The following is a 25492-nucleotide window of genomic DNA, read 5'->3' on the forward strand; positions in this document are numbered from 1 at the left end:
TCAGCGCACCGGCAGGAAGACGCCGCCGAGCGCCGGTTCGCCGTCCGTTTCGACCGCGCCGCGCGCCACCAGGTCTTCCAGGTGGGCGAGCACGGAAAGGCCGGCGGCGCCGTGCAGGCGAGGATCGGTTTCGCGGTAGATCGCCGCCACGATCTCGGGGATCGTCCGGTCGCCTTTCTCGATACGGTCCAGTATGGCCTGTTCCCGCATCTTCCGGTGGGCCTTGAGGCCGCGCATGAAGACGCGCGGCTTGGTGACGGGGCCGCCGTGCCCCGGCAGCATCAGCCGGTCGTCGCGCGCCAGGAGCTTGTCGAGCGAGCGCATGTAGTCGGCCATCGCGCCGTCCGGCGGCGCCACGATGCTGGTCGACCAGGCCATGACGTGGTCGGCCGAGAAAAGGATTCCGCTACCCTCCAGCGCGAAGGCGGCGTGGTTGGCGGCGTGGCCCGGCGTCAGCACCGTGCGGATCGCCCAGCCGTCGCCCGATGTCAGCGCGTCGTCCGCCAGCGTCGCGTCGGGCCGGAAGGCAAGGTCGCCGCTGGCGTCGAGCCGGATGCCCTCGCCCGTCCGCAAGGCGCGGGCCGGCCGGTGCGGACCCTCGGCCAGCACCGTCGCGCCGGTTTCCTGCTGGAGCCGTGCGGCCAGTGGGGAATGATCCTTGTGGGTATGGCTGACGAAGATATGGCTGACCGGCCGCCCGTCGATCGCACGAAGCAGCGCTTGCAGATGGGCGTTGTCGTCGGGACCTGGATCGATGACCGCCAGCGTATCCTGGCCAACCAGATAGCTGTTGGTGCCGTGGAAGGTGAACGGGCTCGGATTGCGGGCGGTAAGCCGCATCACGCCGGGCGCCACCGCGACGGCGCTACCGTAGGCAGGATCGAAGCTGGCATCGAATTTCAGGGACATTGCAGGCTCGCGCTGGGGACGGGAGGCAAAATGGATTGCCGCAGGACGCCGGACTCAATATAGGAAAATGCGACGCCTTGTCAGGCGCCGGATTGAAATCGGGAATGGAAAGACAAATGGCTCTCGCTACGACAATGCGTCCCCTCGTTTCACTGGCCCTGCCGCAGAATCGGGCGGCGCGCCTCGCCATGCAGTTCGGCCTGGCGCTGGGCGGAACCCTGCTTCTGACCCTGTCGGCCAAGACCAAGGTGGTGCTCGGGCCGGTGGACATGAATTTGCAGACGCTGGCGGTTCTGCTGATCGCCTCGGCTTTCGGCCTGCGCCTCGGCGTTGCCACGCTTCTGCTCTACCTTGCCGAAGGCGCCATGGGCCTGCCGGTCTTCCAGAGCACGCCGGAAAAGGGCATCGGCATCGCCTATATGCTCGGCACCACCGGCGGCTATCTCGCCGGCTTCGTCGTCATGGCGGCCATCGCCGGCTGGGCGGCCGACCGTGGCTTCGACCGCAACCTCTTCAAGCTGTTCGGCGCATTCATGGCGGCCGAGGTCATCATGATGGCCATGGGCTTCGCCTGGCTGGCCACGCTGATCGGCGCGGAAAAGGCCTGGCAGTTCGGCGTACTTCCGTTCATCGTGCCGGACCTGGTCAAGCTGGCGCTGGCCGCGGTTTCCGTGCCGGCCGTATGGTCGCTGATCAGGAAATAGGCTGAAGGCCGCTTGGCGTACCGGCTTGCCGGAGCACGCGACAGCAGCGGCACACGATTTCAGATCGACACGCGGCCCGGCGATGACCGGGCCGTGTGTGTATCGGGCGCATGGTAGGAATTTGCGTCTTCGTGCCGAATGGCAAATATAATGTTCGCAAACCGGATCGATCCTGCGGGCGCCTTTCTGTAAGGGGGCATATCGACCTGCTAGAACGCGGGCACGACCGGACGCATAGTGCCGAAGGCGCCACAGTCTGTACCCGCCTAGCGAGCTTTCCAGGCCAAAGCCATGTTGACCCATCTCCAGCGCCTCGAAGCGGAATCCATCCACATCTTCCGTGAAGTTGCGGCGAACTTCTCCAAGCCGGTGATGCTCTATTCCGTCGGCAAGGATTCGTCCGTCCTGATGCATCTGGCGATGAAGGCCTTCTATCCGGCCAAGCCGCCGTTTCCCTTCCTGCATGTCGACACCACCTGGAAGTTCCGCGAGATGATCGCCTTCCGCGACGAGATGGCGAAGAAGCTCGGCTTCGACCTGCTCGTCCACATCAACGAGGAGGGGGTGAGGGATGGCATCAATCCGTTCGACCATGGTTCGAACACCCACACCCACATCATGAAGACGGTAGGGCTTCGCCAGGCGCTCGACAAATACGGTTTCGACGCCGCGCTGGGCGGGGCGCGGCGCGACGAGGAGAAGTCGCGCGCCAAGGAACGCATATTCTCCTTCCGCAATGCGAGCCACGCCTGGGACCCGAAGAGCCAGCGGCCTGAAATGTGGAACATCTACAACACACGCATTTCTGCCGGCGAGTCGATCCGCGTCTTCCCTCTGTCCAACTGGACCGAGCTCGATATCTGGCAGTACATCCTGCAGGAAGACATCCCCATCGTACCGCTCTATTTCGCCAGGCCGCGGCCGGTGGTCGAGCGCGACGGCATGCTGATCATGAAGGACGACGAGCGCATGAAGCTGAGGCCCGGCGAGCGCGTCGAAAACCGCATGGTGCGGTTCCGTACGCTCGGCTGCTATCCGCTGACGGGCGCCATCGAATCCGATGCCGACACACTGGAAGCCATCGTCGGCGAGATGCTGACGGCACGCACCTCCGAGCGGCAGGGCCGCCTCATCGACCGCGACGAAGCCGGCTCCATGGAAAAAAAGAAGCGCGAAGGGTATTTTTGACGATGCGCTCGACCGCCGAGACCCTTTCCGAAGCCCGCACGGCCGCCGGAACAGACAGCGTGCGTGACTACCTGCTCGCGCAGGAGAAGAAGTCGCTGTTGCGCTTTTTGACATGCGGCTCGGTGGATGACGGCAAGTCCACGCTGATCGGTCGGCTCCTGTCCGATACGCGCCAGATATTCGAGGACCAGCTCGCCGCGCTGGAGCGCGATTCCCGCAAGCACGGCACAACCGGCGAGGAGGTCGATTTCGCCCTGCTGGTCGACGGGCTGGAGGCCGAGCGCGAGCAGGGCATCACCATCGATGTCGCCTACCGCTTCTTCGCCACGCCGAAACGCAAGTTCATCGTCGCCGATACGCCCGGCCACGAGCAGTACACGCGCAACATGGCGACCGGCGCTTCCACCGCCGATCTTGCCATCGTGCTCGTGGACGCCCGTCAGGGCGTCCTGCGCCAGACACGACGCCATTCCATCATCGCTTCGCTGCTCGGCATCCGCCACATCGTGGTTGCGGTGAACAAGATCGATCTCGTCGGTTTCGACGAGGCGGTGTTCGCAAAGATCGCGGAAGACTATCGCGCCTTCGCGGCCGACCTCGGCTTCAAGTCCATCGTCCCTATCCCCTTGTCTGCTCGCTATGGCGACAACGTCACCGCGCGCTCGCCGCGCATGAACTGGTATGCCGGGCCGACGCTGATCGGGCATCTGGAGACCGTGGCCGTCGAGGACGAGGCACTTGCGCTGCCGTTCCGGTTCCCCGTTCAATACGTGAACCGGCCCAATCTCGACTTCCGCGGTTTCGCCGGCACGATAGCGTCAGGCAGCGTTGCCGAGGGCGACGAGATCGTCGTCGCCAAATCGGGAACGTCGGCGCGCGTGAAGCGCATCGTCACACGGGACGGTGACCTGAAGGAAGCTATGGCAGGGCAGGCTGTTACGCTGGTGCTGGACGAGGAGATCGAGGTTTCGCGCGGCAACATGCTGGTGGCGGCGGCCGCAAGGCCCCAGGTTGCCGACCAGTTCGCCGCCAACATCGTATGGTTCGACGAGCAGGCGTTGCTGCCCGGCCGTTCCTACATCCTGCGCACCGCCACCGACCAGGCGAGCGCGACCGTTTCCGAGCTGAAGCATCGGCTCAACGTCAACGACTTCGCACATGAGGCGGCGAAGTCGCTGGCCATGAACGAGGTCGGTGTCGTCAGCATCGCCACGCGCGCGCCTGTCGTCTTCGATCCCTTCGCGCAGAACAGGGCGACCGGCGCTTTCATCCTCGTCGACCGCATCACCAATGCTACCGTCGGCGCGGGCATGATCCTGCATCCCCTGCGTCGTGCGGAGAACATCCACTGGCAGTCGCTGGACGTCGGCAAGCGCGCCCGCGCCGACATGAAGAACCAGCGTCCGGCCGTTCTCTGGTTCACCGGCCTGTCGGGTTCCGGCAAGTCGACCATCGCCAACCTCCTGGAGAAGAAGCTTCACGCCACCGGCCGCCACACCTACCTGCTGGACGGCGACAACGTCCGGCATGGCCTGAACCGCGATCTCGGCTTCACCGATGCCGACCGCGTGGAAAACATCCGCCGTGTCGCGGAGGTGGCGAAGCTGATGGCGGATGCCGGTTTGATCGTCATCGTGTCCTTCATCTCGCCCTTCAAGGCCGAGCGGCGCATGGCGCGCGAGCTGATGGTCGGCGGCGAATTCGTCGAGGTTTTCGTGGATACGCCCTTCGAGGAATGCGCCCGGCGCGATCCCAAGGGCCTTTACGCCCGCGCGCTGAAGGGCGAGATCAAGAACTTCACCGGCGTCGATTCGCCATACGAGGCTCCCGAAAACCCCGAAGTCCGCCTAAAGACGCTGGGCCGCACGCCCGAAGACATGGTGGATATTCTCGACCGCTGGCTGGCGGAGCGCGACCTTGCGGAGGACAGTTACGACGATGGCGGCGGTATCTGACGACGCGGCTTTGGTGGCGCTGTTCGAGCGGCTGGCCTTGGAAGCCGGCCGCGAGGTCATGCGCGTCTATCGGGAAGGCTGTGAGGTGGACCGCAAGGCCGACGCCTCTCCGGTCACCGAAGCCGACAGGAAGGCGGAAAAAATCATCCTCGCCGGCCTGCGCGCCGCTTGTCCGCACGTCCCCTGCGTCGCCGAGGAAGAAGTTTCGGCAGGCATTGTGCCGGCCGATCTCGGCGCGGAATTCTTCCTCATCGATCCGCTCGACGGCACGAAGGAATTCGTCAATCGCCGCACCGACTTCACCGTCAACATCGCGCTGGTCCGTAACGGCGTGCCGCAGGTCGGCGTGGTCTTCGCGCCTTGCACCGGCAAGCTCTATTCCGGCCTGCCCGGCCATGCCGAGGCTGCCGAGGTCGATGCTGATTTCCGTGTCGCGGATCGCCGGCCGATCGCCGCGCGCCAGGGCGTGAAGCCGCTCGCCGTCGTCGCCAGCCGTTCGCACAACACGCCTGAAACCGAAGCCTATATCGCGAGCCTCGGCGGGGCCGAGATCGTCTCGGTCGGCTCGTCGCTGAAATTCTGCCTGGTGGCGGGCGCGGAGGCAGACGTCTATCCGCGCTTCGGCCGCACCATGGAATGGGACACCGCGGCGGGCGACGCGGTGCTGCGCGCCGCCGGCGGCGTCACCGTCACGCTGGACGGCGCGCCGCTTCGCTACGGCAAGCGCAACCAGCCCGACGACGCGGATTTCGCCAATCCGCATTTCATCGCAAAGGGCAGGTAGGGAAGGGCGCTTAGCCGAGAGCGAATCGGACGCCCGAGGCCTTGGCGGAGGGGTGCGCGGCGCTACTCCGCCGCCTCGGCCGAGTTGGAGCCGACATAATTGCGGATCGTCTCGATGATCCGGTCCTGGTCGGCTTCGCTGAGATAGGGATGCATCGGCAGGCACAGGATGTTTTGCGGCAGCGTCTCCGAAACCTTCAGCCCGGTCGGCGTGCGCGGATAGTCACGATAGGCGACCTGCTCGTGCAGCGGCTTGACGTAATAGATGACCGAGGGGATGCCCTTTTCGGTCAGGTGCGCCCTGAGCCCGTCCCGCTTCGGCGTTTCGATCGCATACTGCGCCCAAGCCGAGCGACCGTGGCCGGGATTGTTCGCGGCCTTGACCACGTCGCCCAGGCCGTCCGCATAGCGCTGCGCCACCGTCCGGCGCGCCTCCATCTCGTCTTCGATGATGGCCAGCTTCTCGATCAGGATCGCCGCCTGCAGCGTGTCGAGGCGCGAATTGATACCGACATGGACGTTGTCATATTGCGTCTCGCCCTTGCCGTGGAAAGCGAAGGAGCGCAGCCTGTCGGCAAGAGCCGCGTCGTTGGTGAACATCGCACCGCCGTCGCCGTAGCAGCCGAGCGGCTTGGCCGGATAGAAGCTGGTGCCGGCGACATGGCCGAACGCGCCGCACATCTTGCCGTCGGCCGAGCCGCCGATGGACTGCGCCGCATCTTCGATGACCAAAAGGTTCTCGCGCCTAGCGATCGCCATGATGGCGTCGTAGTCGGCGGCGAGCCCGAACAGGTCGACCGGGATGATCGCCTTCGGCTTCAGGCGGCCTTCCTTCTTCACCATGGCGATCGCCGCCTCGAGGCTTGCGAGGTCGATGTTATAGGTGTCGGCATCGACATCGACGAACACTGGCTCGGCCTTGGCCAGCGCCACCACCTCGGCGGTCGCCGCGAAAGTGAAGCTCGGCACGAACACGGCATCACCGGGTCCGATACCGGAGGCATAGAGCGGCAGGAGCAGGGCGTCGGTGCCGTTGGCGCAGGCTATGACATGCTCGACCCCGACATAGGCGGCAAGCTTCTTTTCGAACTCCGCGACCTGCGGGCCGAGGATGTAGCGGCCTTCCTCGACCACCGCATCGATGGCCGCCTTCAACCTGCTGCTGATGCGCTCGCGCTGGGCGCCGAGATCGATGAATTGCATGACGTTCCACACTTCTCAATCTGATGTGGGGTCGCTGGTAGCAGAGTTGCAGCTGTCACGAAAGGCGCAGCCCTTCGGCCGCAAGGCGCGCCTGTTACCGACTGACGGTGGAAACGGCCGGGTTCCGGCCGGATTCTCGTCTCGTCGCCAAGCTGGTGACGGCGCGCAACATATTGTGATTGGCGTGGTTGCCCCGGCTGGCTTCAGGCGATCTCGTGCCGCCAGGGTGGATTGGCGCCGGCGCGCGAAACCGTGACGGCCGCCGCGCGTGCGCCGAGGTTGAGCGCCTGCTCGATGGCGTCGCGCGGCAGGTTGCCGAGGGCTGCTTTCGTCAGCAGGCCCTGCTCATGCAGCGAGGCCAGGATGCCGGCATTGAAAGTGTCGCCGGCGCCGACGGTGTCGACGACCTCGACCTGTCGCGGCATAACGGTGACGGCATGGTTGCGTGTGTAGCCTATGGCGCCCTTGCTGCCTTGCGTCAGTACAATGAGCTTGGGGCCGCGCTCCAGCCAGCCCCGGATGACATCTTCCGCGGAACCCGCTTCCCCGAACCAGGCGAGGTCCTCGTCCGACAGTTTGACGATGTCGGCCATCGTCATCATGCGGCGGATGCGCTCGGCGTGCCTGGCACGGTCGGGAATGAAGCCGGGGCGGATGTTCGGGTCGAGCATCGTCACCCGTTTCGCGTGCTCGCGCGCCATCAAGGCTTCATAGGTGGAACCGCAGGGCTCTGGAATGAGGCTGATGGCGCCGAACAGCAGCGCCTCGACGTCGCCGGCGAGGTCGGGCAGGTCCTCGGGCGAAAGCATGCGCCCGGCCGTGCCTTCGTCGTAGAAGACGTAAGTAGCATGGCCGTCCTTCAGATCGACGAAGGCGAGCGTGGTCGGGCGCGCCGAGAAGTGGGCGTAGCGCGTGCCGGCCCTGCTTTCGGCCAGGACGCGCGCGATCTGCTGGCCGAACAGGTCGGTGGAGAGGCCGGAGAAGAATTCGACCGGCACGCCGAGGCGACCGAGCGCGATGGCCGTGTTGAACACCGCACCGCCGGCATAGGGCGCGAAGGCCGGTTCCCCGGCGGCCGAGCGGCGCGGCAGCATGTCGATGAGGGCCTCGCCGCAACACAGGATCATGATGGCCTGCTTTCTTCCATGTGGGTCGCGCCGGTGAGGGCCGTGGCGCCGAGAAGGAATCGTTCGGAAAGAGGCAGGCTCGCCCCGCCCAGCGCACGCGCATGGATGCCAACGGTTCCTTCACGCACCACCGGCAGCTTGAGGCCCTCGGCATCGATCCGGCCGACGGCTTTCGCCACCGCCTCCACCAGCCGGCGGCGCACCGCGGTCGGCATCCAGCCGTCAATGACGGCCGCCTCGAAATCGATCACCGAAGAGGCGGCGACGATGGCGTAGGCCAGCGCGTCCGCCGCGTCGGCGATCCAGGCGTCGAGTTCCGGGCCGATGTCGCCCCAGTCCTGGGGCGAGGTCCACAGATGCGACGCTTCGATCCCGCGCGCGGCGAGCGTCCTTTCCAGGACAGCGATGGAAGCCCTGTCGATGAGCTGGGTCGGCCTGCCGTCCGGCCCCGGTACCGGCATCGAGCCCAGCGCCCCGGCGTTGCCGGTCCTGCCGCCGTAGAGCCTGCCGTCTAGCACGATGCCGCCGCCGGCGAAGGCGCCGATATAGAAATAGACGAAATCGCGCAGGCTGGCTGCCTGCCCGAACACCATCTCGGCACCGCAGGCGGAGGTCGCGTCGTTCTGCAGGTGGACCGGGAAGTCGCACAGGGCCTGGATCTCGGCGCGTATGTCGCAATGGCGCCAGGCGTCCATGACCTCGCGGGGCGCGCCGGCGGCGTCGATCCAGTTCCAGAGTTCGAACGGCATGGCGATGCCGAGGCCGGCGATACGCCCGTTCTGCCTGGCGTCGAGGCCGCTGCGCAACTCCTTCAAACCGGTGGCGACGAATGCCACGGTCTCGCCGGTCGTCGGGTAGCGATAGGAATGGTGCAGCATGGAACGCACGCTGCCGAGGAAATCGATGAGCACCAGTTCGGCGCTGCGCCGGCCGATCTTGAGGCCGATGAAGAAGGCACCGTCCGGGTCGAGAGCCATCGGCACGGACGGTTGGCCGATGCGCCCGCGCACCGGTGCCTGCCGAACGAGCAGGCCGTCGGCCTCCAGCTCGCGCATGATGACGGAGACGGTCTGCGCCGAGAGCCCGGTCATGCGGGCGATGTCAGACTTGGCAAGGCTGCCGTGCTGGCGCACCAGCGACAGCACCAGCCGTTCGTTATGGGCACGCATGCCGCTCTGGTTCGTGCCGCGATGGAGCGGGCCCGTCGCGGCTTCGCGCGAACCGTGCCTGATAACGTCGCCGTCCACCCCGTCCTCCCGCCGTTGCCTTCCGCGCTGTTTTCTCGTCAAATTGCGCAAGCTTGGCAAGGCTGTCAATAATAAATAAGAGTGATTTATTTATTGTCAAACTGATGCTAAGGCGTTCCTCGCAGGCTGGCTTGGGCGCCGATCATGCAGTGCTGTCCATTGCGGTTGGCAAGATTTAAATCGATTGAAAACGACAAGAGATATCGGCTAGCATGAAACGGATGGAATGATAGAACGGGGTGAGCGGCCGCGGTCGCACCGTTTCGAAAGCCAATTACCAGAGGCCACATGGCGAGCGCAAAGACTGTTCAAATTCCACAGGCTCTCCCGGAAGATCCGGACCCTCAGGCTCTCGCCGCCGAGATCCTCAGGGTGCTGCGTTATCGCGTCGGCAAGGACACCACCGTCGCCACCCGCTACGACTGGCTGACTGCGTCCATACAGGTGGTGCGCGACCGCGTCATCGATCATTGGATGGAGGCGACCAAGGAAGCCTACGACCGGCAGGAAAAGCGCGTCTACTACCTGTCGCTCGAATTCCTCATCGGTCGTCTGATGCGCGATGCCTTCTCCAATCTCGGCATGATGGAGACGATGCGGCAGGCCCTTGTTTCGCTCGGCGTCGATCTCGATGCGATTGCCCAGCTCGAACCGGACGCTGCACTTGGCAATGGCGGGTTAGGCCGGCTCGCCGCCTGTTTCATGGAATCGATGGCCACCGTCGACATCCCGGCGCACGGCTACGGCATCCGCTACGCCAACGGCATGTTTCGTCAGGAAATCCAGGACGGCTGGCAGGTCGAGCTGCCCGAAACCTGGCTCGACCACGGAAATCCGTGGGAGTTCGAGCGCCGCGAGCGTGCCTTCGAGGTCGGCTTCGGCGGCTCGGTCGAATCCGTGACCGACAAGGACGGGCGTCTGGAGCGCCACGTCTGGAAGCCCGGCGAGCGCGTGCTCGCCGTCGCCTACGACACCCCGGTCGTCGGCTGGCGGGCCAACCGCGTCAACACGCTGCGCCTGTGGTCGGGCATGCCGGTCGACCCGATCCTGCTCGACAAGTTCAATGCCGGCGATCACATGGGCGCGCTGGCCGAAAGCAACAAGGCAGACGCCCTGTCGCGTGTGCTCTATCCGGCCGACTCGCACAAGGAAGGGCAGGAACTCAGGCTCCGGCAGGAGTATTTCTTCTCCTCGGCCTCCTTGCAGGACATCCTCCAGCGACATCTGAGTCAATATGGCGATCTCGGATCCCTGCCGGACAAGGCGGCGATCCACCTGAACGACACCCATCCGGCGGTCGCCGTGCCGGAACTGATGCGGCTTTTGATGGACGTCCACGGCATCGATTTCGATCAGGCCTGGGACATCACCAGGCGCACTTTCGGCTACACTAACCACACGCTTTTGCCGGAAGCGCTGGAAAGCTGGCCGGTGCCGCTGTTCGAGCGGCTTCTGCCGCGCCATATGCAGATCGTCTATGCCATCAATGCTGCGGTGCTCTTGGAAGCGCGCGCAACCGGCCGCTTCAACGGCGACCAGATCGCCCGCATCTCGCTGATTCAGGAAAACGGCGACCGCCGCGTTCGCATGGGCAACCTCGCCTTCGTCGGCTCGCATTCGATCAACGGCGTGTCGGCACTGCATACCGAACTGATGAAGCAGACGGTGTTCGCCGACCTGCACAGCCTCTATCCGAACCGCATCAACAACAAGACCAACGGCATAACGCCGCGCCGCTGGCTGTTCCAGTGCAATCCGGGCCTGACGGAACTCGCGCGCGAGACGATCGGCGACCGTTTCCTCGACGACATCGAGGCGATCCACGATCTCGATCGCTTCGCCGAGGATGCCGGGTTCCGCGACAAGTTCGCCGCCGTCAAGCGCGCCAACAAGGAGCGGCTGGCCACCCTGGTCGCCGAGCGGCTGGGCATCAAGGTCGATCCGTCGGCGCTGTTCGATATTCAGATCAAGCGTATCCACGAATACAAGCGCCAGCTTCTCAACATCCTCGAAGCCATTGCGCTCTACGACCAGATCCGCTCGCACCCGGAACGCGACTGGGTGCCGCGCGTGAAGTTCTTCGGCGGCAAGGCGGCGCCCAGTTACCACAACGCCAAGCTCATCATCAAACTGGCCAACGATGTGGCGAAAGTCATCAACGGCGATCCGTCGGTGCGTGGCTTGCTCAAGGTGGTGTTCGTTCCCAACTACAATGTCAGCGCCGCCGAGGTGATGATGCCGGCTGCCGACCTGTCGGAGCAGATATCGACGGCCGGTATGGAGGCCTCCGGCACCGGCAACATGAAGTTCGCGCTGAACGGCGCGCTCACCATCGGCACGCTAGACGGCGCCAATGTCGAGATCAGGGAGCGCGTCGGCGACGACAACATCTTCATCTTCGGCCTGAAGGCCGACGAGGTGGCCGAGCGGCGTGCCAACGGCTACCAGCCGCGCGCGATCATCGAAGGCTCGCGTGAATTGTCGCAGGCCATAGCCGCCGTCTCGTCCGGCGTGTTCTCGCCCGACGACCCAGACCGCTATCGCGACCTCATGAACGGGCTCTATGACAGCGACTGGTTCATGGTCGCCGCCGATTTCGACGCCTACGCCGCCGCGCAACGCTCCATCGACGACGTCTGGCGCGACAGTCCCGCCTGGTACGCCCGGGCCATCCGCAACGTCGCGCGTGTCGGCTGGTTCTCCTCCGATCGCACCATCCGCGAATATGCGAAAGATATCTGGAACGTGCCTGCGTGACCGGGAGGGGGCTGGAATAGGAAGATTGGTGTAATAACATTGTTGTAACGAACGGTGCTGCGTTCTATATGGATCAGTGAGGCAAGGAGACAGCGATGTTGAGCGCGGTGAAGAAATTCGGCAATTCGGCCGGGATCATAATCCCGAAGCCGCTGCTCGCGGAATTGGGTGCGCAAGCGGGCGACAGCGTCAACTTGCGGCTCGAGCAGGGCCGGATTGTCATCGAGCGCGCGCCGGGACCCGCCCGTAAGGGCTGGGCGGAGGATGCGCGGCGTCTCGCCGCCGAGGGGGACGACATGATTGTATGGCCGGAATTCGGCAATGACGAGGATGCCGGCCTCACATGGTGAAGCGCGGGGACGTCTGGCTTGCCGCGCTTGATCCCACGATTGGCAGCGAGATCCATAAGACTCGGCCCTGCCTCATCATATCGCCCCCTGAGATTCACGATCATCTGCGAACGGTCATTGTCGCGCCGATGACTTCGGGCAGCCGGCCGGCCGGCTTCCGGGTGCCGGTGTCGTTTCAGGGCGTCGAGGGATTGATTCTTTTGGAGCAGTCGCGGGCACTCGACAAGCGACGGCTGATCAAGTGCCTGGGCCAGGTCTCCAACGATGTGCTGGTGCAGGCTCTGCGAACGTTGCGGGAACTTTATGAGGAATAACGAGAGGGACTGTCGGATGAATTGATTCTCCTCCGATCGCACCATCCGCGAATATGCGAAAGATATCTGGAACGTGCCTGCCTGATGTGATTGCATGAGAAACGGCAACGTATTGTTGTACCCGGAAAGGGGAGCCGCTTGACGAAGAAGCCGCGTGCGACCGCGACGATGGGCGGAACGGACGGACTGGCATCAGCCGGCGATGTCTCCGCCATTGTTTCGGGCACGCATGGCGATCCGTTCGCGGTTCTCGGCGTGCAGGCTGCCGGCAAGGGTTTCGTCGCCCGCTGCTTCATTCCTCATGCCGAGCGCGTGACGGCCCACACGTTGGCCGGCAAGGCGATAGGCGAACTTTCGAAGCGTAACGAGGCCGGTTTCTTCGAGGGAAAACTGTCGATCCGCAAGCGCCAGCCGCTGCGCTATCACGCGGAAAACGCCGGCGGCGAATGGTGGCTGACCGACCCTTATTCCTTCGGTCCTGTGCTCGGGCCGATGGACGACTACTATATCGCCCAGGGCTCGCACCTCAGGCTTTTCGACAAGCTCGGCGCCCACCTGATCGACCACGAAGGTGCGGGCGGCGTCCATTTCGCCGTCTGGGCGCCGAACGCCAAACGCGTCTCTGTCGTCGGCGACTTCAACGACTGGGACGGCCGCCGCCACCCGATGCGCCTGCGCCGCGACACCGGTATCTGGGAAATCTTCATTCCCGATATCGGTGCCGGTCGGCCCTACAAATTCGAGGTCATCGGCGCGCAGGGCGTCCGGCTGCCGCTCAAGGCCGATCCCTTCGCTTTCCAGTCGGAACTGAGGCCGGCCACGGCTTCGGTGACGGCCGAGCCGTCACAGCACCAATGGGGCGACGAGGCGCACCGCACGTTCTGGCGCGGCGCCGATCCGCGGCGCCAGCCGATGGCGATCTACGAAGTCCATGCCGGTTCCTGGCAGCGCAACGAGGATGGCACATTCCTGACCTGGGATGAACTGGCCGACCGGCTGATCCCCTATGTGGTCGACATGGGCTTCACTCATATCGAGTTTCTGCCGATCTCGGAGCATCCTTATGATCCGTCCTGGGGCTACCAGACGACCGGCCTCTATGCCCCGTCTGCGCGCTTCGGCGATCCTGACGGCTTCGCCCGGTTCGTCGACGGCGCCCACCGCGCCGGCGTTGGCGTCATCCTCGACTGGGTGCCGGCGCATTTTCCCGTCGATCAGTTCGGGCTGGTGCGCTTCGACGGCACCGCGCTCTACGAGCACGAGGATCCGCGCAAGGGGTTTCATCCGGACTGGAATACGCTGATCTACAATTTCGGCCGCCGCGAGGTCATCGAATTCCTCGTCAACAACGCCCTCTACTGGGCCGAGAAATACCATGTCGACGGGCTGCGCGTGGATGCCGTCGCCTCCATGCTCTACCTCGACTATTCGCGCAAAGCCGGCGAATGGATTCCCAACGAGAAGGGCGGCCGCGAGAATCTGGAAGCCGTCGCCTTCCTGCAAAAGATGAACAAGGAGCTCTACGGCCACCACCCCGGCGTCGTCACCATTGCCGAGGAATCGACATCATGGCCGAAGGTGTCGAAACCGGTTCACGAAGGCGGCCTCGGCTTTGGCTTCAAGTGGAACATGGGCTTCATGCACGATACGCTGCAATATTTCGCGCGTGAGCCCATCCATCGCCAGCACCATCACGACGAACTCACCTTCGGGCTGATGTACGCCTTCAGCGAGAATTTCGTCCTGCCGCTGAGCCATGACGAGGTGGTTCACGGCAAGGGCACGCTGATCTCGAAGATGGCGGGCGACGACTGGCAGAAGTTCGCCACGCTCCGGGCCTTCTATGCCTTCATGTGGGGTTATCCCGGCAAGAAGCTGCTGTTCATGGGGCAGGAATTCGCTCAGCGCCGCGAATGGAGCGAGGCGAGGGCGCTCGACTGGGACCTGCTGCAATACGCCCCGCACAGCGGCATGCAGAAGGTGGTGAAGGACCTGAACCGTCTCTACCGCAACTATCCGGCTCTGCACGCGCGCGACTGCGAGCCGGAAGGGTTTGAATGGCTGGTCGTCGACGACAAGCAGCGCTCCGTCTTTGCCTGGCTGCGCAAGGCGCCCGGCGCGAATCCGGTCGCGGTCGTCTGCAATTTCACGCCGGTGCCGCGCGAGAACTATCGGCTGCCGCTGCCGCACGCCGGCGCATGGCGCGAGATCGTCAACACCGACGCCGCCGACTATGGCGGGTCCGGCGTGGGCAACGGCGCGGCCGTGAAGGCCATGGCCGAGGGCGAGAGGGCGGCGGCTCTGCTCACCTTGCCGCCGCTTGCCACATTGATGCTTGAATTCGTTTCCGAATGAGGGTCTTGGGAGGGTAACATGGCCGATATGAAACGAACCCAGCCGCTGGCCCGCGACGCGATGGCCTACGTGCTGGCAGGTGGGCGTGGCAGCCGGTTGAAGGAACTGACCGACCGGCGCGCCAAGCCGGCCGTCTATTTCGGCGGCAAGACCCGCATCATCGACTTCGCGCTGTCCAACGCGCTGAATTCCGGCATACGCCGCCTCGGCGTGGCGACGCAGTACAAGGCCCATTCCCTGATCCGTCACCTGCAACGCGGCTGGAATTTCCTGCGGCCGGAACGCAACGAGAGCTTCGACATCCTGCCGGCCTCGCAGCGCGTGTCGGAAACCCAGTGGTACGAGGGCACCGCGGACGCCGTCTACCAGAACATCGACATCATCGAGAGCTACAATCCGGAATTCATGGTCATCCTGGCCGGCGACCACATCTACAAGATGGACTATGAACTGATGCTGCGCCAGCACGTCGACGCCAATGCCGACGTCACCGTGGGCTGTCTCGAAGTGCCGCGCATGGAGGCGACGGGTTTCGGTGTCATGCATGTCGACGGCAAGGACAACATCATCGCCTTCGTTGAGAAACCGGCCGATCCGCCCGGCATCCCCGACAAGCCGGATTTCGCGCTCGCTTCCATGGGCATCTACGTCTTCCGCACGAAATTCCTCATGCAGTTGCTGCGCGAGGATGCAGCCGATCCGAATTCCAGCCGCGATTTCGGCAAGGACATTATCCCGAAGATCGTCAAGGGCGGTAAGGCGATCGCCCACCGCTTCGCCAAGTCCTGCGTGCGCTCCAGCCAGGAAGCGTTGCCATACTGGCGTGACGTCGGCACGGTCGACGCCTATTGGGAGGCCAATATCGACCTGACGGATGTGACGCCCGAACTCGATCTCTACGACCGCGACTGGCCGATCTGGACCTATGCCGAACTGAAGCCGCCGGCGAAGTTCGTGCATGACGAGGAGGGGCGCCGCGGCGAGGCGATCTCCTCGCTGGTGTCGGGCGACTGCATCGTTTCCGGCGCCTCGCTGCGCCGCAGCCTGATCTTCACCGGCGCGCGCATCAATTCCTATTCCAAGCTGGAAGAGGTGGTGATGCTGCCCGACTGCACCGTCGGCCGCAACGCGCGGCTGAAGCGCGTCGTCATCGATCACGGCGTCAAGATCCCCGAAGGGCTGGTGGTCGGCGAAGACCCGGCGCTGGACGCCAAACGCTTCCGCGTGTCGGAAAAGGGCATCTGCCTGATCACCCAGCCGATGATCGACAAGCTGGGATGACGGTTCCGGAAGCAGGCCGAATGACGGACAAAAACATGCAGGTGCTCTCCGTCGCCTCCGAAATCTTCCCGCTCGTCAAGACCGGCGGCCTGGCGGACGTCGCCGGCGCGCTGCCCATTGCCTTGAAGGGAAAGAGTGTCGCCATGCGCTCGCTCGTGCCCGGCTACCCGGCGGTGATGGAGGCGCTGAAGCAGGCAAAGACCGTGGCGGATTATCCGGCCCTGTTCGGCGGCAAGGCTTCCGTGCTGGCGGCCGAGGCCGCGGGGCTGGATCTTCTGGTGCTCGATGCGCTGCATCTGTTTGACCGCCCGGGCAGCCCCTATGGCGATGCGGCCGGCCGTGACTGGCCGGACAGCTGGCGCCGCTTCGCCGCGCTCAGCCGCGTCGGCGGCGACATCGCCGGCGGCGCCGTGGCCGGATATCACCCCGACGTGGTGCACGCGCACGACTGGCAGGCGGCGATGACGCTGGCCTATATGCGCTATGGCCGCGCGCCCGCCACGCCCTCGGTGATGACTGTCCATAACCTCGCTTTTCAGGGGCAGTTCGGCGCCGGCATCTTCGGCGAACTCGGCCTGCCGGCCGAGGCAATGACGCTGGACGGCGTCGAATATTATGGTGGCGTCGGCTACCTCAAGGCCGGCTTGCAGGCGGCGTGGGCGCTTACCACCGTCTCGCCCACCTATGCGCAGGAAATCCGCACGCCGGAATTCGGCATGGGCCTCGACGGCCTCGTCAACCTGCGCGCCGGCGATCTCCATGGCATCGTCAACGGCATCGACACCGACATCTGGAATCCGGCCACCGACAAGCATCTTGCCGCACCGTATTCGGCCAAAACGCTGAAAGCGCGCGCGCGCAACAGGGCCGCCGTTGAGGAGCGCTTCGGCCTCGACCGCGACAATAGCCCACTCCTCTGCATCGTCAGCCGGCTGACCTGGCAGAAGGGCATGGACATCCTCGCCGCCGTGGCCGACGGCATCGTCGCCGCCGGCGCGCGGCTAGCCGTGCTCGGCTCCGGCGACGCCGGGCTGGAAGGCGCGCTGCTCGCTGCCGCCGCCCGCCATCGCGGCCGCATCGGCGTGGTGATTGGCTACGACGAGGCGCTGTCGCATCTGCTGCAGGGCGGCAGCGACGCCATCCTCATCCCGTCGCGCTTCGAGCCCTGCGGGCTGACCCAGCTCTACGGCCTGCGCTACGGCTGCGTGCCGGTCGTCGCCCGCACCGGTGGGCTCGCGGACACTGTCATCGACGCCAACGAGGCGGCCGTCGAGGCAAGCGCCGCCACCGGCTTCCAGTTCGCGCCGAACAGCGGCGAGGCGCTGCTCCACGCCGTTCACCGGATGGTCGAGCTGCATCAAAACCCGGTGATCTGGGCCTCGATCCAGCGGCAGGGCATGAAAGCCGATCTATCTTGGGACAGGAGCGCGGAAAAATATGCCGGGCTCTACCGCTCGCTCCTATCGAGAAAGGCTGTTTGAAGAATGATCCGCACCGTCGCCACCAAACCTTTCGACGACCAGAAGCCGGGCACCTCCGGCCTGCGCAAGAAAGTGCCGGTGTTCCAGCAGCCGCACTATGTCGAGAACTTCGTCCAGTCGATCTTCGACGCGCTGGACGGTTTTGAGGGCAAGATGCTGGTGCTGGGCGGCGACGGCCGCTTCTACAACCGCGAGGTTATCCAGAAGGTGCTGGCGATCGCCGCCGCCAACGGCTTCGGCAAGGTGATGGTCGGACAGGGCGGCATCCTGTCGACGCCGGCCGCCTCCAACATCATCCGCAAATACAAGGCCTTCGGCGGCATTATTCTCTCGGCCAGCCACAATCCCGGCGGGCCGAAGGAAGATTTCGGCATCAAGTACAATGCCGAAAACGGCGGCCCGGCGCCGGAAAAGATCACCGACGCCATCTTCGCCAAGTCGAAGGCGATCAGCCAATACCGCATCGCCGATATCGGCGCGGTCGATCTCGACAAGGTGGGCACCGTCGAGGTCGCCGGCATGACGGTCGAGGTCATCGATCCGGTCAAGGACTATGCCGAGTTGATGGAGAGCCTGTTCGACTTCGACGCGCTGAGGGCGCTGTTCAAGTCCGGCTTCCGCATGGCTTTCGATTCCATGCACGCGGTGACCGGCCCCTACGGCAAGGAGATTCTGGAAAACCGCCTCGGCGCGCCGGTCGGCACCTGCCGAAATTTCAAACCGCTGCCCGATTTCGGCGGCCATCACCCCGATCCGAACCTCGTCCACGCCAAGAAACTCTATGACGACGTCATGAGCCCGTCCGGTCCGGATTTCGGCGCCGCCTCCGACGGTGACGGCGACCGCAACATGATCGTCGGCAAGGGCATGTTCGTCACCCCATCCGACAGCCTCGCCATCATCGCGGCCAACGCGAAGTTGGCGCCGGGTTATGCCAAGGGCATTTCCGGCGTTGCACGCTCCATGCCGACGAGTGCCGCCGCAGACCGTGTGGCTGAAAAGCTCGGCGTCGGCTGCTACGAGACGCCGACCGGCTGGAAGTTCTTCGGCAATCTTCTGGATGCTGGCAAGGTGACTCTGTGCGGCGAGGAGAGCTTCGGTACCGGCTCCAGCCATGTGCGCGAGAAGGACGGGCTTTGGGCGGTGCTGTTCTGGCTCGCCATCGTCGCCGCTCGCGGCGAGAGCGTGAAGGACATCGTCACCAAGCACTGGGCGACTTACGGCCGCAACTACTATTCGCGCCACGACTACGAGGAGGTCGAGAGCGAGAAAGCCAACGCGCTGATGAAGGATCTTGGGGCGAAACTGGATTCCTTGCCGGGAACGCAGGTGCGCGGCCTGACCGTCGAGAAAGCCGACGACTTTTCCTATCACGACCCGGTCGACGGCTCGGTCAGCGAGCATCAGGGCGTCCGCGTGATGTTTGCCGGTGGCTCGCGCGTCGTCTTCCGACTGTCCGGAACGGGTACTTCCGGCGCCACGTTGCGCGTCTATATGGAGCGCTATGAGGCGGACCCATCCAAACACGGCATCGACACGCAGGAAGCGCTTGCCGACCTGATCGCGGCTGCGGACGACATCGCCGGGATACACAGCCACACCGGTCGTGCCGCGCCGAGCGTGATTACGTGAAGTCTCTCTTCTTCTGCTGTCGGATAATCGACCCCCACTCCGTCTTGCTTCGCAAGCCCTGTTCGACGGGGGAGAGGAAGAGCGTGGAACCTTGCGGCCGGTGTTTCCTCTCCCCCGGGCAGGGGGAGAGGTGGCGAGCCTAGCGAGCCGGAGAGGGGGGGCTTCGGCCAATGCAGCAGCCATATTCACAAGGGAAGGGCTCGACCATACCCCTCGGCGCTACCGTCACCCCCGAAGGTATCCGCTTCGCCGTCTGGTCGGGTGCTGCGGAATGTGTCTGGGTCTGCCTGTTCGACGGCACGCGGGAGACACGGCTTGAGTTGAAGCCCGACGGCGAGGGCGTCCACGCGCTGTCCGTACCGGGTCTGAAAGACGGCACCCGCTACGGTTTTCGCGCGGATGGACCTTACGCCCCCGAAAAGGGCCTGTGGTTCGATCCCGACAAACTTCTGGTCGATCCCTATGCGGTCGAGATTGACCGCCCCTACATCTATGACGCGCGTCTGGCGGCGCGACGCGGCGAGGGCGGCGATACGGCCGCGCTGGTGCCAAAAGCCATTGCGCGCGCGTTGCCTGCACCGCCACCGATGCAATCACCGCTGTTCGATCCCGGTGGGCTGATCTACGAACTGCCGGTCAAGGCGTTCTCGATCCGCCATCCCGGCGTGCCGGAACAGGATCGCGGCACGCTGCGCGCTTTGAAAGCGCCGGCCGTCATCGACCATCTGAAAAAGCTCGGTGTCTCGGCCGTCGAACTGATGCCGGTTGCGGCCTGGATCGACGAGCGCCATCTGGGACCGCTCGGCCTGACGAACGCCTGGGGTTATAACCCCGTCACCTTCATGGCGCTCGATCCGCGCCTCGCGCCGGGCGGGCTCGCCGATCTTCGCGAGGCGGTTTCGGCGCTGCACGACGCCGGCATCGGCACCATTTTGGACGTGGTTTTCAACCATACGGGCGAGAGCGATGCGCAGGGGCCGACGCTGTCGCTGCGCGGGCTGGATGCGCAAGCCTACTACCGGCACGATGCCGGCGGGAAACTCGTCAACGACACTGGCACAGGCAACACGCTGGCCTGCGACCGGCCGGTCGTGCAGCAACTCATTCTCGACAGCCTGCGCCACTTCGTGCGCCATGCCGGCATCGACGGTTTCCGTTTCGATCTCGCGCCGGTCCTCGGCCGAGACGCTGACGGCTTTCATAAAGACGCGCCGCCGCTGGAAGCGATGCGCGCCGACCCGTTGCTTGGGGGTCGCATCCTGATTGCCGAGCCGTGGGACATCGGCCGGAACGGCTATCAGCTCGGCAATTTTCCTTCGCCCTTTCTGGAGTGGAACGATCGCTACCGTGACGACGTGCGCCGTTTCTGGCGTGGCGACGCCGGCGCGGTCGGGGCGCTGGCGACGCGGTTGGCCGGTTCGTCCGACGTGTTCGAGCGCGACGGCACGCCAGCCACCCGTACGGTGAATTTCCTCGCTGCCCATGACGGCATGACGCTGGCCGACCTTGTTTCCTATGCCGGCAAGCACAACGAGGCGAATGGCGAGAAGAACCGCGACGGCCACGACGAGAATTTCTCCTGGAACGACGGCGTCGAGGGCGCGACGGACGATCCCGCCGTCCGTGCACGGCGGGACATGGACAAGCGCGCGCTGCTTGCCACCCTGTTCGCCTCGCGCGGCGCCATCATGTTGACGGCGGGCGACGAGTTCGGTCGCAGCCAGCGCGGCAACAACAACGCCTATGCGCAGGACAACGAGACGACATGGCTCGACTGGGCAGGGCGCGATACCGCGCTGGAGGATTTTGTATCTGCACTTTCGGCACTGCGGCGTGCGGCGCCGGCTTTGCAGGATACGCGCTTCCTCACCGGCCGGCCGGACGAAGGGCAAGATATCCCGGATGTCGAATGGCTGACTGAAACCGGCGCCACTCTCGATGATGTGACCTGGCAGGACCCCGCGCGCCATCGCCTTGTCATGATCCTGCGAGACGGCAATCATCAGGGCGGCCGGCTGGCCGTACTGGTCAACGGCGACCGGCGTGCCTCGACCTTCGTTTTGCCGGGTCGCGAAGGCTATCGCTGGTGTTCGGCGTTCGAAGGCGGCCCGGTACCCGGTGCGGCGGTGCCGGGCAGGGCGGTGGCCTTCATGGTCGAGCGCGGTTGAGACGGGAGACGAAGATGGCAGAGGCGGCGACAAGCGAATGGTGGCGCGGCTGCGTCATCTATCAGATTTATCCGCGCTCCTATCAGGACACGACCGGCGACGGCAGCGGCGATCTCGCCGGCATCACCCGCCGGCTCGGCCATGTCGCCTCGCTCGGCGCCGATGCCATCTGGCTGTCGCCCTTCTTCAAGTCGCCGATGGCCGACATGGGCTATGACGTGTCCGACTATCGCGCCGTCGATCCGATGTTCGGAACGGAGGTGGATTTCGACGCGCTGGTCGCCGAGGCGCACCGGCTGGGCCTCAAGGTCATGATCGATCAGGTGCTCGCGCACACCTCCGAAAAGCACGACTGGTTCGTCGAAAGCCGCTCCAGCCGTGACAACGCCAAGGCCGACTGGTACGTCTGGGCCAATGCGCAGCCGGACGGCACGGCGCCCAACAACTGGCTTTCCGTGTTCGGCGGGCCGGCATGGGAGTGGGACGCGACGCGCCGGCAATACTACCTGCACAATTTCCTCGCCGCCCAGCCGGCGCTGAATTTCCACCAGGGCGCGGTGCAGGACGCGCTGCTCGATGACGTTCGCTTCTGGCTCGATCGCGGCGTCGACGGCGTCCGCCTCGACACGGTGAACTACTATTTCCAGGACCGCTGGTTGCGTTCCAACCCGCCGTTGGCCGAAAGCGTCGCCGGCACCAACGGCCAGAGCATGACCTATCTTTTTCAGGAACATCTGTTCGACAAGACGCAGCCGGAAAACCTCGATTTCCTGCGCCGCCTGCGCGGCGTGCTCGATCAGGCGGGCGACCGGGCCGCCGTCGGCGAGATCGGCGACGAGGACCGTTCGCTGGAGACGCTGGCCGCCTACACGAGCGGAAGCGACAAGCTCAACATGTGCTACACCTTCGACATGCTCGGCGCGGATTTTTCCGCCGCCCATGTGCGCGGCTGCGTCGAGGCCTTCGAGCGGGAAGCGCCGGACGGCTGGGTCTGCTGGGCTTTTTCCAACCATGACGTCGTGCGCCATGTCACGCGCTGGACGCGGCCGGGCGGCGACCCGGTCGCCGTCGCCAAGTTCGCCATCGAACTGCTTTGCTGCCTGCGCGGCTCGATTTGCCTCTACGAGGGCGAGGAACTGGGGCTGGAGCAGGCGGAACTCGCCTATGCCGACCTGCGCGATCCTGTCGGCATCCGTTTCTGGCCCGGCAACAAGGGTCGCGATGGCTGCCGCACGCCGATGGTGTGGGAAAAGGATGCGCCGAATGCCGGTTTCTCGACCGGAAAGCCGTGGCTGCCTGTGCCGGACAGCCAGCGTGCGCGCGCCGTCGACGTCCAGAGCCCGGACGTGAATTCGGTTCTGACCCATTACCGCGCCGTGCTCGGCATCCGCAGGGCGCACCCGGCGCTGGCGCGGGGCGTGATCCGCTTCCTCGATGCCGACGGTGACGTGCTTGCCTTCGTCCGCGAAGGGGAGGGCGAGAAGTTGCTGTGCGCCTTCAACTTCGGTGAGGGGACTGCGCGCTGGCCGCTGCCCGACGGTCTCGGCCCGGTCAAAGCCGTCGATTACGCCGGCTATGGAGCGGCCTTGCAGGGGAGTACCCTGTCCCTGCCAGGCTTGCGCGCCTTCATCGGCCAGATCGTATAGCGGCCTGTTCCCGCCCTACTGAACCAGCAGCGCGCGCCCGCATGTTGCGCCGGTGACGCGCACGTCGGCTTCGCCAAGCCGCACGCCGAAAGCGGCAAGGACATTGTCGAGCAGGATGTCGACCGGCTCGGTGATCGACTCGAGCAGTGTCACGACGGCCGGCTTGACGGTCCCCAGCAGTTCGGTGACGTCGAGCCCGAGACCGAGCGCGTTGACCGACAGGGACAGGTCTTTGATCAGGGACACGGTCAATGTCTCGGTGATGTTTTGGGTCGAGGTGGACTTCACGGTCTTGTTGGCGATGTCGCCGCTGTCGAAGGTCAGCATGGTCGGGCTGGTATTGGTCGATGCGGCCGAGGCCGAGCCGTCAACGCCCAGAAGGTCGAGCGTCAGAAACAGGAGCTTGAGGCTGACTTCCGCGATCCGCGCGTCGTGAAACGATTGCGGCTTGCTGAAATCGGCGAAGCCCGCCGCATCGCTTTCGGCGAGCCTGAGTGAAGCGATGCCGGGGCGTACCGCGATGGAAACCCGCGTATTGCCCTGTCCGCCGGCCGGGCAGGTAATGTCCGCGAGCCGGGCTTCGGCGGAGGCCACTTCGACATGCAGAGGCAACGTCACGGAAAGCAACTTGATGCCACCGCCGAGATTGGAAGCGCCGCCGCCAATGGTCGCTTTGAGGCGCAGCCGCGTCTGGGCGGTGCGCACCACCGTTCCCGCTTCGCCTACGGTCAGCCATGGTGACGATTGCGGCGGTTCGCCGATGGCGACGGCCACTGTGGTCGAGAGAAGGCCAGGGACCGTGGCGCCGAGGTCGACTTCGACCTGATGAGATCCGTTCGCCAGCGTTGCGGCCGCCGTCAGCAGGCCGAGCGCGCTGGCGTCGACCGGCAGGCCCGCCGGTCGCTGGCCAAGCCCGAGGCGGCCGACCGAGCCGAGGTCGATGACCTTGCTGAGGGGGATTTTCGCATCGACCGCCGAGCGGGCCGCAATGGCCTGCAAGGCGAGCTTGCCTGCTTGGCCGACTCCGCCGGTATTGGCGAGCGCCGTTGCGATCTGCCCGACCGTGGCCTTGGATTGCAGCACGTCCGCATAGGTCGCCGCCGTCAGGTGCTGTTGCACGGCAAGCGTGTCGAGAAAGGAGAGCGCGCTGACATCGGCAGCGGCCAAGGCGTTGTAGTCCATGACGCTGAGCGAGAGGCTTCCGCCGATCAGGCCGCCAAGAAGGGCGTTGAGGATACCGCCGTCGACCTTGGCCAGTCGCGATCCGACGGAAAATGCGGCTTGCGCCCGCGTGCTGGCGATGGCGGTGGTCGAGATCGTCGGCGCGTCCATGATGGCGGAGCCGAAGAACAGGGTGCCCTTCTTGCGCAGCGTCACCTTCACCGCATTGTAAGGCTGGGCCTCCGGCACGAAGCGGCTGGCTGCCGCGACCGCCGGGTCTGGCGTATAGTGGCCGCGCACGACAGTTGCCATCGGTATATCGTCCTTGGAGGCGCTCGCGGGCTGGCCGCTACTTGCGCCCTGCACGACCGCGGACGGCAAGCCATTGTCCGCGAACGTCGCAAGCACGGCCCCTTCGGCATTGCCGATATTGGCGGCGGCGGTGATGGCGGCAATGTCGACCAGCGACTGTGCTGCCCGGCGTTCGGTGTAGAGCGAGCCTTCGTCGACGGCGAAGGCTGCCAGGGTGATCGCCAGGGGAGCGGTGATCGCCGTCATGACGGCGAAGTTGGCGCGCCTGTCGCAAACGAACCGGCGGATATCCCGAAGGATCGAGTGCTGATGCATCACAGGCCCCCGATGCGGATGGTCGAGCGCTTGGCGATCGTCGTGCCGGGCAAGGGCAGGCCGCTGAGCAGATTCCAGATCGGCAGGTTGCGCGCGTCGTATTGCACCGCGACGACGAATTGGTCGGCATCGGCTGCACTGTCCTGCGCGGTGACCGAGAGGTTGCCCGGGTCGATGAACGGATAGCCGGCGGCATTGCGCTGAACGAACGCCGTCACCAGCGATTGCCGTTCGCTCTGATCCAGGCCGGACAGTGCGGTCCGGGCGGCATCGGCGGCAATCTGCTGGACCGAATGGCTTGCTCCGAAATAGATTCCATATGCAACCATTCCGAGTAAAATCAGGATGAAAATCGGTGACAGTATGGCGAATTCGATGGCCGACGTGGCCGTCCTGTCGTTTCGGAAGCGCATGAAACTGGAGCGGTAAAGAAAGGGATTGTGCATAATATCAGGATGCGCCGGTGGCGTGTTGGAAGGCTGAACCGGGAATGCAACCTGGAATTGATTTTGAGTTGTATCGATAAGGTTGTGAGAAAGAACCAAGGCGGATGGAGGTGAGCTTGCCTTGCGTCAACTAACGAGGCTGTTGAAATAAGATTTCG

General features: G+C 64.8%; 19 protein-coding genes. 13 read left to right on the top strand and 6 right to left on the bottom strand.

All coding sequences use genetic code 11. The annotated features are described in order from the left end of the window. The gene (locus E6C48_RS12935; protein WP_136357826.1) at window positions 1–909 is read right to left on the bottom strand and encodes an MBL fold metallo-hydrolase; all 909 of its coding nucleotides are present in this window, start codon (window positions 907–909) and stop codon (window positions 1–3) included. A 116-nt stretch (window positions 910–1025) separates the two neighbouring features. Here E6C48_RS12935 and E6C48_RS12940 point away from each other — a divergent pair, with 116 nt between their 5' ends. The 4 genes from E6C48_RS12940 to cysQ all read left to right on the top strand — a co-directional run bounded on the left by E6C48_RS12940 (window position 1026) and on the right by cysQ (window position 5540). Continuing rightward, a complete protein-coding gene (locus E6C48_RS12940; protein ID WP_136357828.1) occupies window positions 1026–1613 on the top strand; it encodes a biotin transporter BioY in 588 nt (195 codons plus the stop codon). Between the two features lie 291 nt (window positions 1614–1904). Next, the gene (gene cysD, locus E6C48_RS12945; RefSeq protein ID WP_136357830.1) at window positions 1905–2801 is read left to right on the top strand and encodes a sulfate adenylyltransferase subunit CysD; all 897 of its coding nucleotides are present in this window, start codon (window positions 1905–1907) and stop codon (window positions 2799–2801) included. 2 nt (window positions 2802–2803) lie between these two features. Continuing rightward, window positions 2804–4756 (top strand): sulfate adenylyltransferase subunit CysN, encoded by a 1953-nt coding sequence (gene cysN, locus E6C48_RS12950; protein ID WP_136357832.1) that lies wholly within the window; start codon window positions 2804–2806, stop codon window positions 4754–4756. After that, entirely contained in the window at window positions 4740–5540 is an 801-nt protein-coding gene (cysQ, locus tag E6C48_RS12955; protein ID WP_206086499.1) for a 3'(2'),5'-bisphosphate nucleotidase CysQ, read from the top strand. Before cysN ends, cysQ begins: the two co-directional genes overlap by 17 nt. A gap of 62 nt (window positions 5541–5602) precedes the next feature. Here the strand turns inward: cysQ and E6C48_RS12960 are convergent, their stop codons facing one another. From E6C48_RS12960 to E6C48_RS12970, 3 genes are all read right to left on the bottom strand, one after another. Then, complete coding sequence (locus E6C48_RS12960; RefSeq protein ID WP_136357836.1) at window positions 5603–6742, bottom strand: DegT/DnrJ/EryC1/StrS family aminotransferase; 1140 nt, start codon at window positions 6740–6742, stop codon at window positions 5603–5605. 203 nt (window positions 6743–6945) lie between these two features. Next, on the bottom strand, window positions 6946–7869 hold the full coding sequence (locus tag E6C48_RS12965; protein WP_136357838.1) for a carbohydrate kinase family protein: 924 nt from the start codon (window positions 7867–7869) through the stop codon (window positions 6946–6948). Continuing rightward, the gene (locus tag E6C48_RS12970; protein WP_136358210.1) at window positions 7866–9038 is read right to left on the bottom strand and encodes an ROK family transcriptional regulator; all 1173 of its coding nucleotides are present in this window, start codon (window positions 9036–9038) and stop codon (window positions 7866–7868) included. Before E6C48_RS12970 ends, E6C48_RS12965 begins: the two co-directional genes overlap by 4 nt. A gap of 366 nt (window positions 9039–9404) precedes the next feature. Here E6C48_RS12970 and E6C48_RS12975 point away from each other — a divergent pair, with 366 nt between their 5' ends. The 9 genes from E6C48_RS12975 (at window position 9405) to bglA (ending at window position 23100) form a co-directional block, all read left to right on the top strand. Next, window positions 9405–11873 carry a glycogen/starch/alpha-glucan phosphorylase gene (locus tag E6C48_RS12975; protein WP_136357840.1) on the top strand — a complete coding sequence of 823 codons (2469 nt, stop codon included), beginning with the start codon at window positions 9405–9407 and terminating at the stop codon, window positions 11871–11873. Window positions 11874–11968: 95 nt separating this feature from the next. Then, a complete protein-coding gene (locus E6C48_RS12980) occupies window positions 11969–12223 on the top strand; it encodes an AbrB/MazE/SpoVT family DNA-binding domain-containing protein (protein WP_136357842.1) in 255 nt (84 codons plus the stop codon). Continuing rightward, window positions 12217–12537, top strand: coding sequence for a type II toxin-antitoxin system PemK/MazF family toxin (locus E6C48_RS12985; protein WP_136357844.1), 321 nt, complete (start codon window positions 12217–12219; stop codon window positions 12535–12537). Before E6C48_RS12980 ends, E6C48_RS12985 begins: the two co-directional genes overlap by 7 nt. Before the next feature lie 168 nt (window positions 12538–12705). Further along, a complete protein-coding gene (glgB, locus tag E6C48_RS12990; RefSeq protein ID WP_136358211.1) occupies window positions 12706–14892 on the top strand; it encodes a 1,4-alpha-glucan branching protein GlgB in 2187 nt (728 codons plus the stop codon). Between the two features lie 18 nt (window positions 14893–14910). After that, entirely contained in the window at window positions 14911–16173 is a 1263-nt protein-coding gene (gene glgC / locus E6C48_RS12995; protein WP_136357846.1) for a glucose-1-phosphate adenylyltransferase, read from the top strand. Between the two features lie 35 nt (window positions 16174–16208). Continuing rightward, entirely contained in the window at window positions 16209–17654 is a 1446-nt protein-coding gene (glgA, locus tag E6C48_RS13000) for a glycogen synthase GlgA (protein WP_136358213.1), read from the top strand. Window positions 17655–17657: 3 nt separating this feature from the next. Further along, entirely contained in the window at window positions 17658–19286 is a 1629-nt protein-coding gene (locus tag E6C48_RS13005; protein WP_136357848.1) for an alpha-D-glucose phosphate-specific phosphoglucomutase, read from the top strand. 170 nt (window positions 19287–19456) lie between these two features. Next, window positions 19457–21454 carry a glycogen debranching protein GlgX gene (gene glgX, locus E6C48_RS13010; RefSeq protein ID WP_136357850.1) on the top strand — a complete coding sequence of 666 codons (1998 nt, stop codon included), beginning with the start codon at window positions 19457–19459 and terminating at the stop codon, window positions 21452–21454. Window positions 21455–21468: 14 nt separating this feature from the next. Beyond that, window positions 21469–23100: a beta-galactosidase BglA gene (gene bglA, locus E6C48_RS13015; protein ID WP_136357851.1), complete on the top strand. Its 1632-nt coding sequence runs from the start codon at window positions 21469–21471 to the stop codon at window positions 23098–23100. Window positions 23101–23115: 15 nt separating this feature from the next. Here the strand turns inward: bglA and E6C48_RS13020 are convergent, their stop codons facing one another. Together E6C48_RS13020 and E6C48_RS13025 are read right to left on the bottom strand one after the other, a co-directional pair. Further along, on the bottom strand, window positions 23116–24888 hold the full coding sequence (locus tag E6C48_RS13020; protein WP_136357853.1) for a TadG family pilus assembly protein: 1773 nt from the start codon (window positions 24886–24888) through the stop codon (window positions 23116–23118). Next, entirely contained in the window at window positions 24888–25433 is a 546-nt protein-coding gene (locus tag E6C48_RS13025) for a TadE/TadG family type IV pilus assembly protein (RefSeq protein ID WP_330998605.1), read from the bottom strand. The genes E6C48_RS13020 and E6C48_RS13025 overlap by 1 nt, the downstream gene beginning before the upstream one ends. Window positions 25434–25492: the final 59 nt, after the last annotated feature.

The sequence above is a fragment of the Ollibium composti genome (assembly GCF_004801285.1).
In the GTDB taxonomy this organism is placed as follows: Bacteria; Pseudomonadota; Alphaproteobacteria; order Rhizobiales; family Rhizobiaceae; genus Mesorhizobium; species Mesorhizobium composti.

Excerpts from the sequence above, each read along its gene's own strand:
- cysN (WP_136357832.1), top strand. The coding sequence starts at position 2,804 with ATGCGCTCGACCGCCGAGACCCTTTCCGAAGCCCGCACGGCCGCCGGA.
- E6C48_RS12970 (WP_136358210.1), bottom strand. The coding sequence starts at position 9,038 with ATGCGTGCCCATAACGAACGGCTGGTGCTGTCGCTGGTGCGCCAGCAC.
- E6C48_RS12985 (WP_136357844.1), top strand. The coding sequence starts at position 12,217 with ATGGTGAAGCGCGGGGACGTCTGGCTTGCCGCGCTTGATCCCACGATT.
- glgB (WP_136358211.1), top strand. The coding sequence starts at position 12,706 with ATGGGCGGAACGGACGGACTGGCATCAGCCGGCGATGTCTCCGCCATT.
- bglA (WP_136357851.1), top strand. The coding sequence starts at position 21,469 with ATGGCAGAGGCGGCGACAAGCGAATGGTGGCGCGGCTGCGTCATCTAT.
- glgC (WP_136357846.1), top strand. The coding sequence starts at position 14,911 with ATGGCCGATATGAAACGAACCCAGCCGCTGGCCCGCGACGCGATGGCC.
- E6C48_RS12965 (WP_136357838.1), bottom strand. The coding sequence starts at position 7,869 with ATGATCCTGTGTTGCGGCGAGGCCCTCATCGACATGCTGCCGCGCCGC.
- E6C48_RS12960 (WP_136357836.1), bottom strand. The coding sequence starts at position 6,742 with ATGCAATTCATCGATCTCGGCGCCCAGCGCGAGCGCATCAGCAGCAGG.
- E6C48_RS12940 (WP_136357828.1), top strand. The coding sequence starts at position 1,026 with ATGGCTCTCGCTACGACAATGCGTCCCCTCGTTTCACTGGCCCTGCCG.
- E6C48_RS13005 (WP_136357848.1), top strand. The coding sequence starts at position 17,658 with ATGATCCGCACCGTCGCCACCAAACCTTTCGACGACCAGAAGCCGGGC.
- E6C48_RS12975 (WP_136357840.1), top strand. The coding sequence starts at position 9,405 with ATGGCGAGCGCAAAGACTGTTCAAATTCCACAGGCTCTCCCGGAAGAT.
- E6C48_RS12980 (WP_136357842.1), top strand. The coding sequence starts at position 11,969 with ATGTTGAGCGCGGTGAAGAAATTCGGCAATTCGGCCGGGATCATAATC.
- glgA (WP_136358213.1), top strand. The coding sequence starts at position 16,209 with ATGCAGGTGCTCTCCGTCGCCTCCGAAATCTTCCCGCTCGTCAAGACC.
- glgX (WP_136357850.1), top strand. The coding sequence starts at position 19,457 with ATGCAGCAGCCATATTCACAAGGGAAGGGCTCGACCATACCCCTCGGC.
- cysD (WP_136357830.1), top strand. The coding sequence starts at position 1,905 with ATGTTGACCCATCTCCAGCGCCTCGAAGCGGAATCCATCCACATCTTC.
- cysQ (WP_206086499.1), top strand. The coding sequence starts at position 4,740 with ATGGCGGCGGTATCTGACGACGCGGCTTTGGTGGCGCTGTTCGAGCGG.
- E6C48_RS13020 (WP_136357853.1), bottom strand. The coding sequence starts at position 24,888 with ATGCATCAGCACTCGATCCTTCGGGATATCCGCCGGTTCGTTTGCGAC.
- E6C48_RS12935 (WP_136357826.1), bottom strand. The coding sequence starts at position 909 with ATGTCCCTGAAATTCGATGCCAGCTTCGATCCTGCCTACGGTAGCGCC.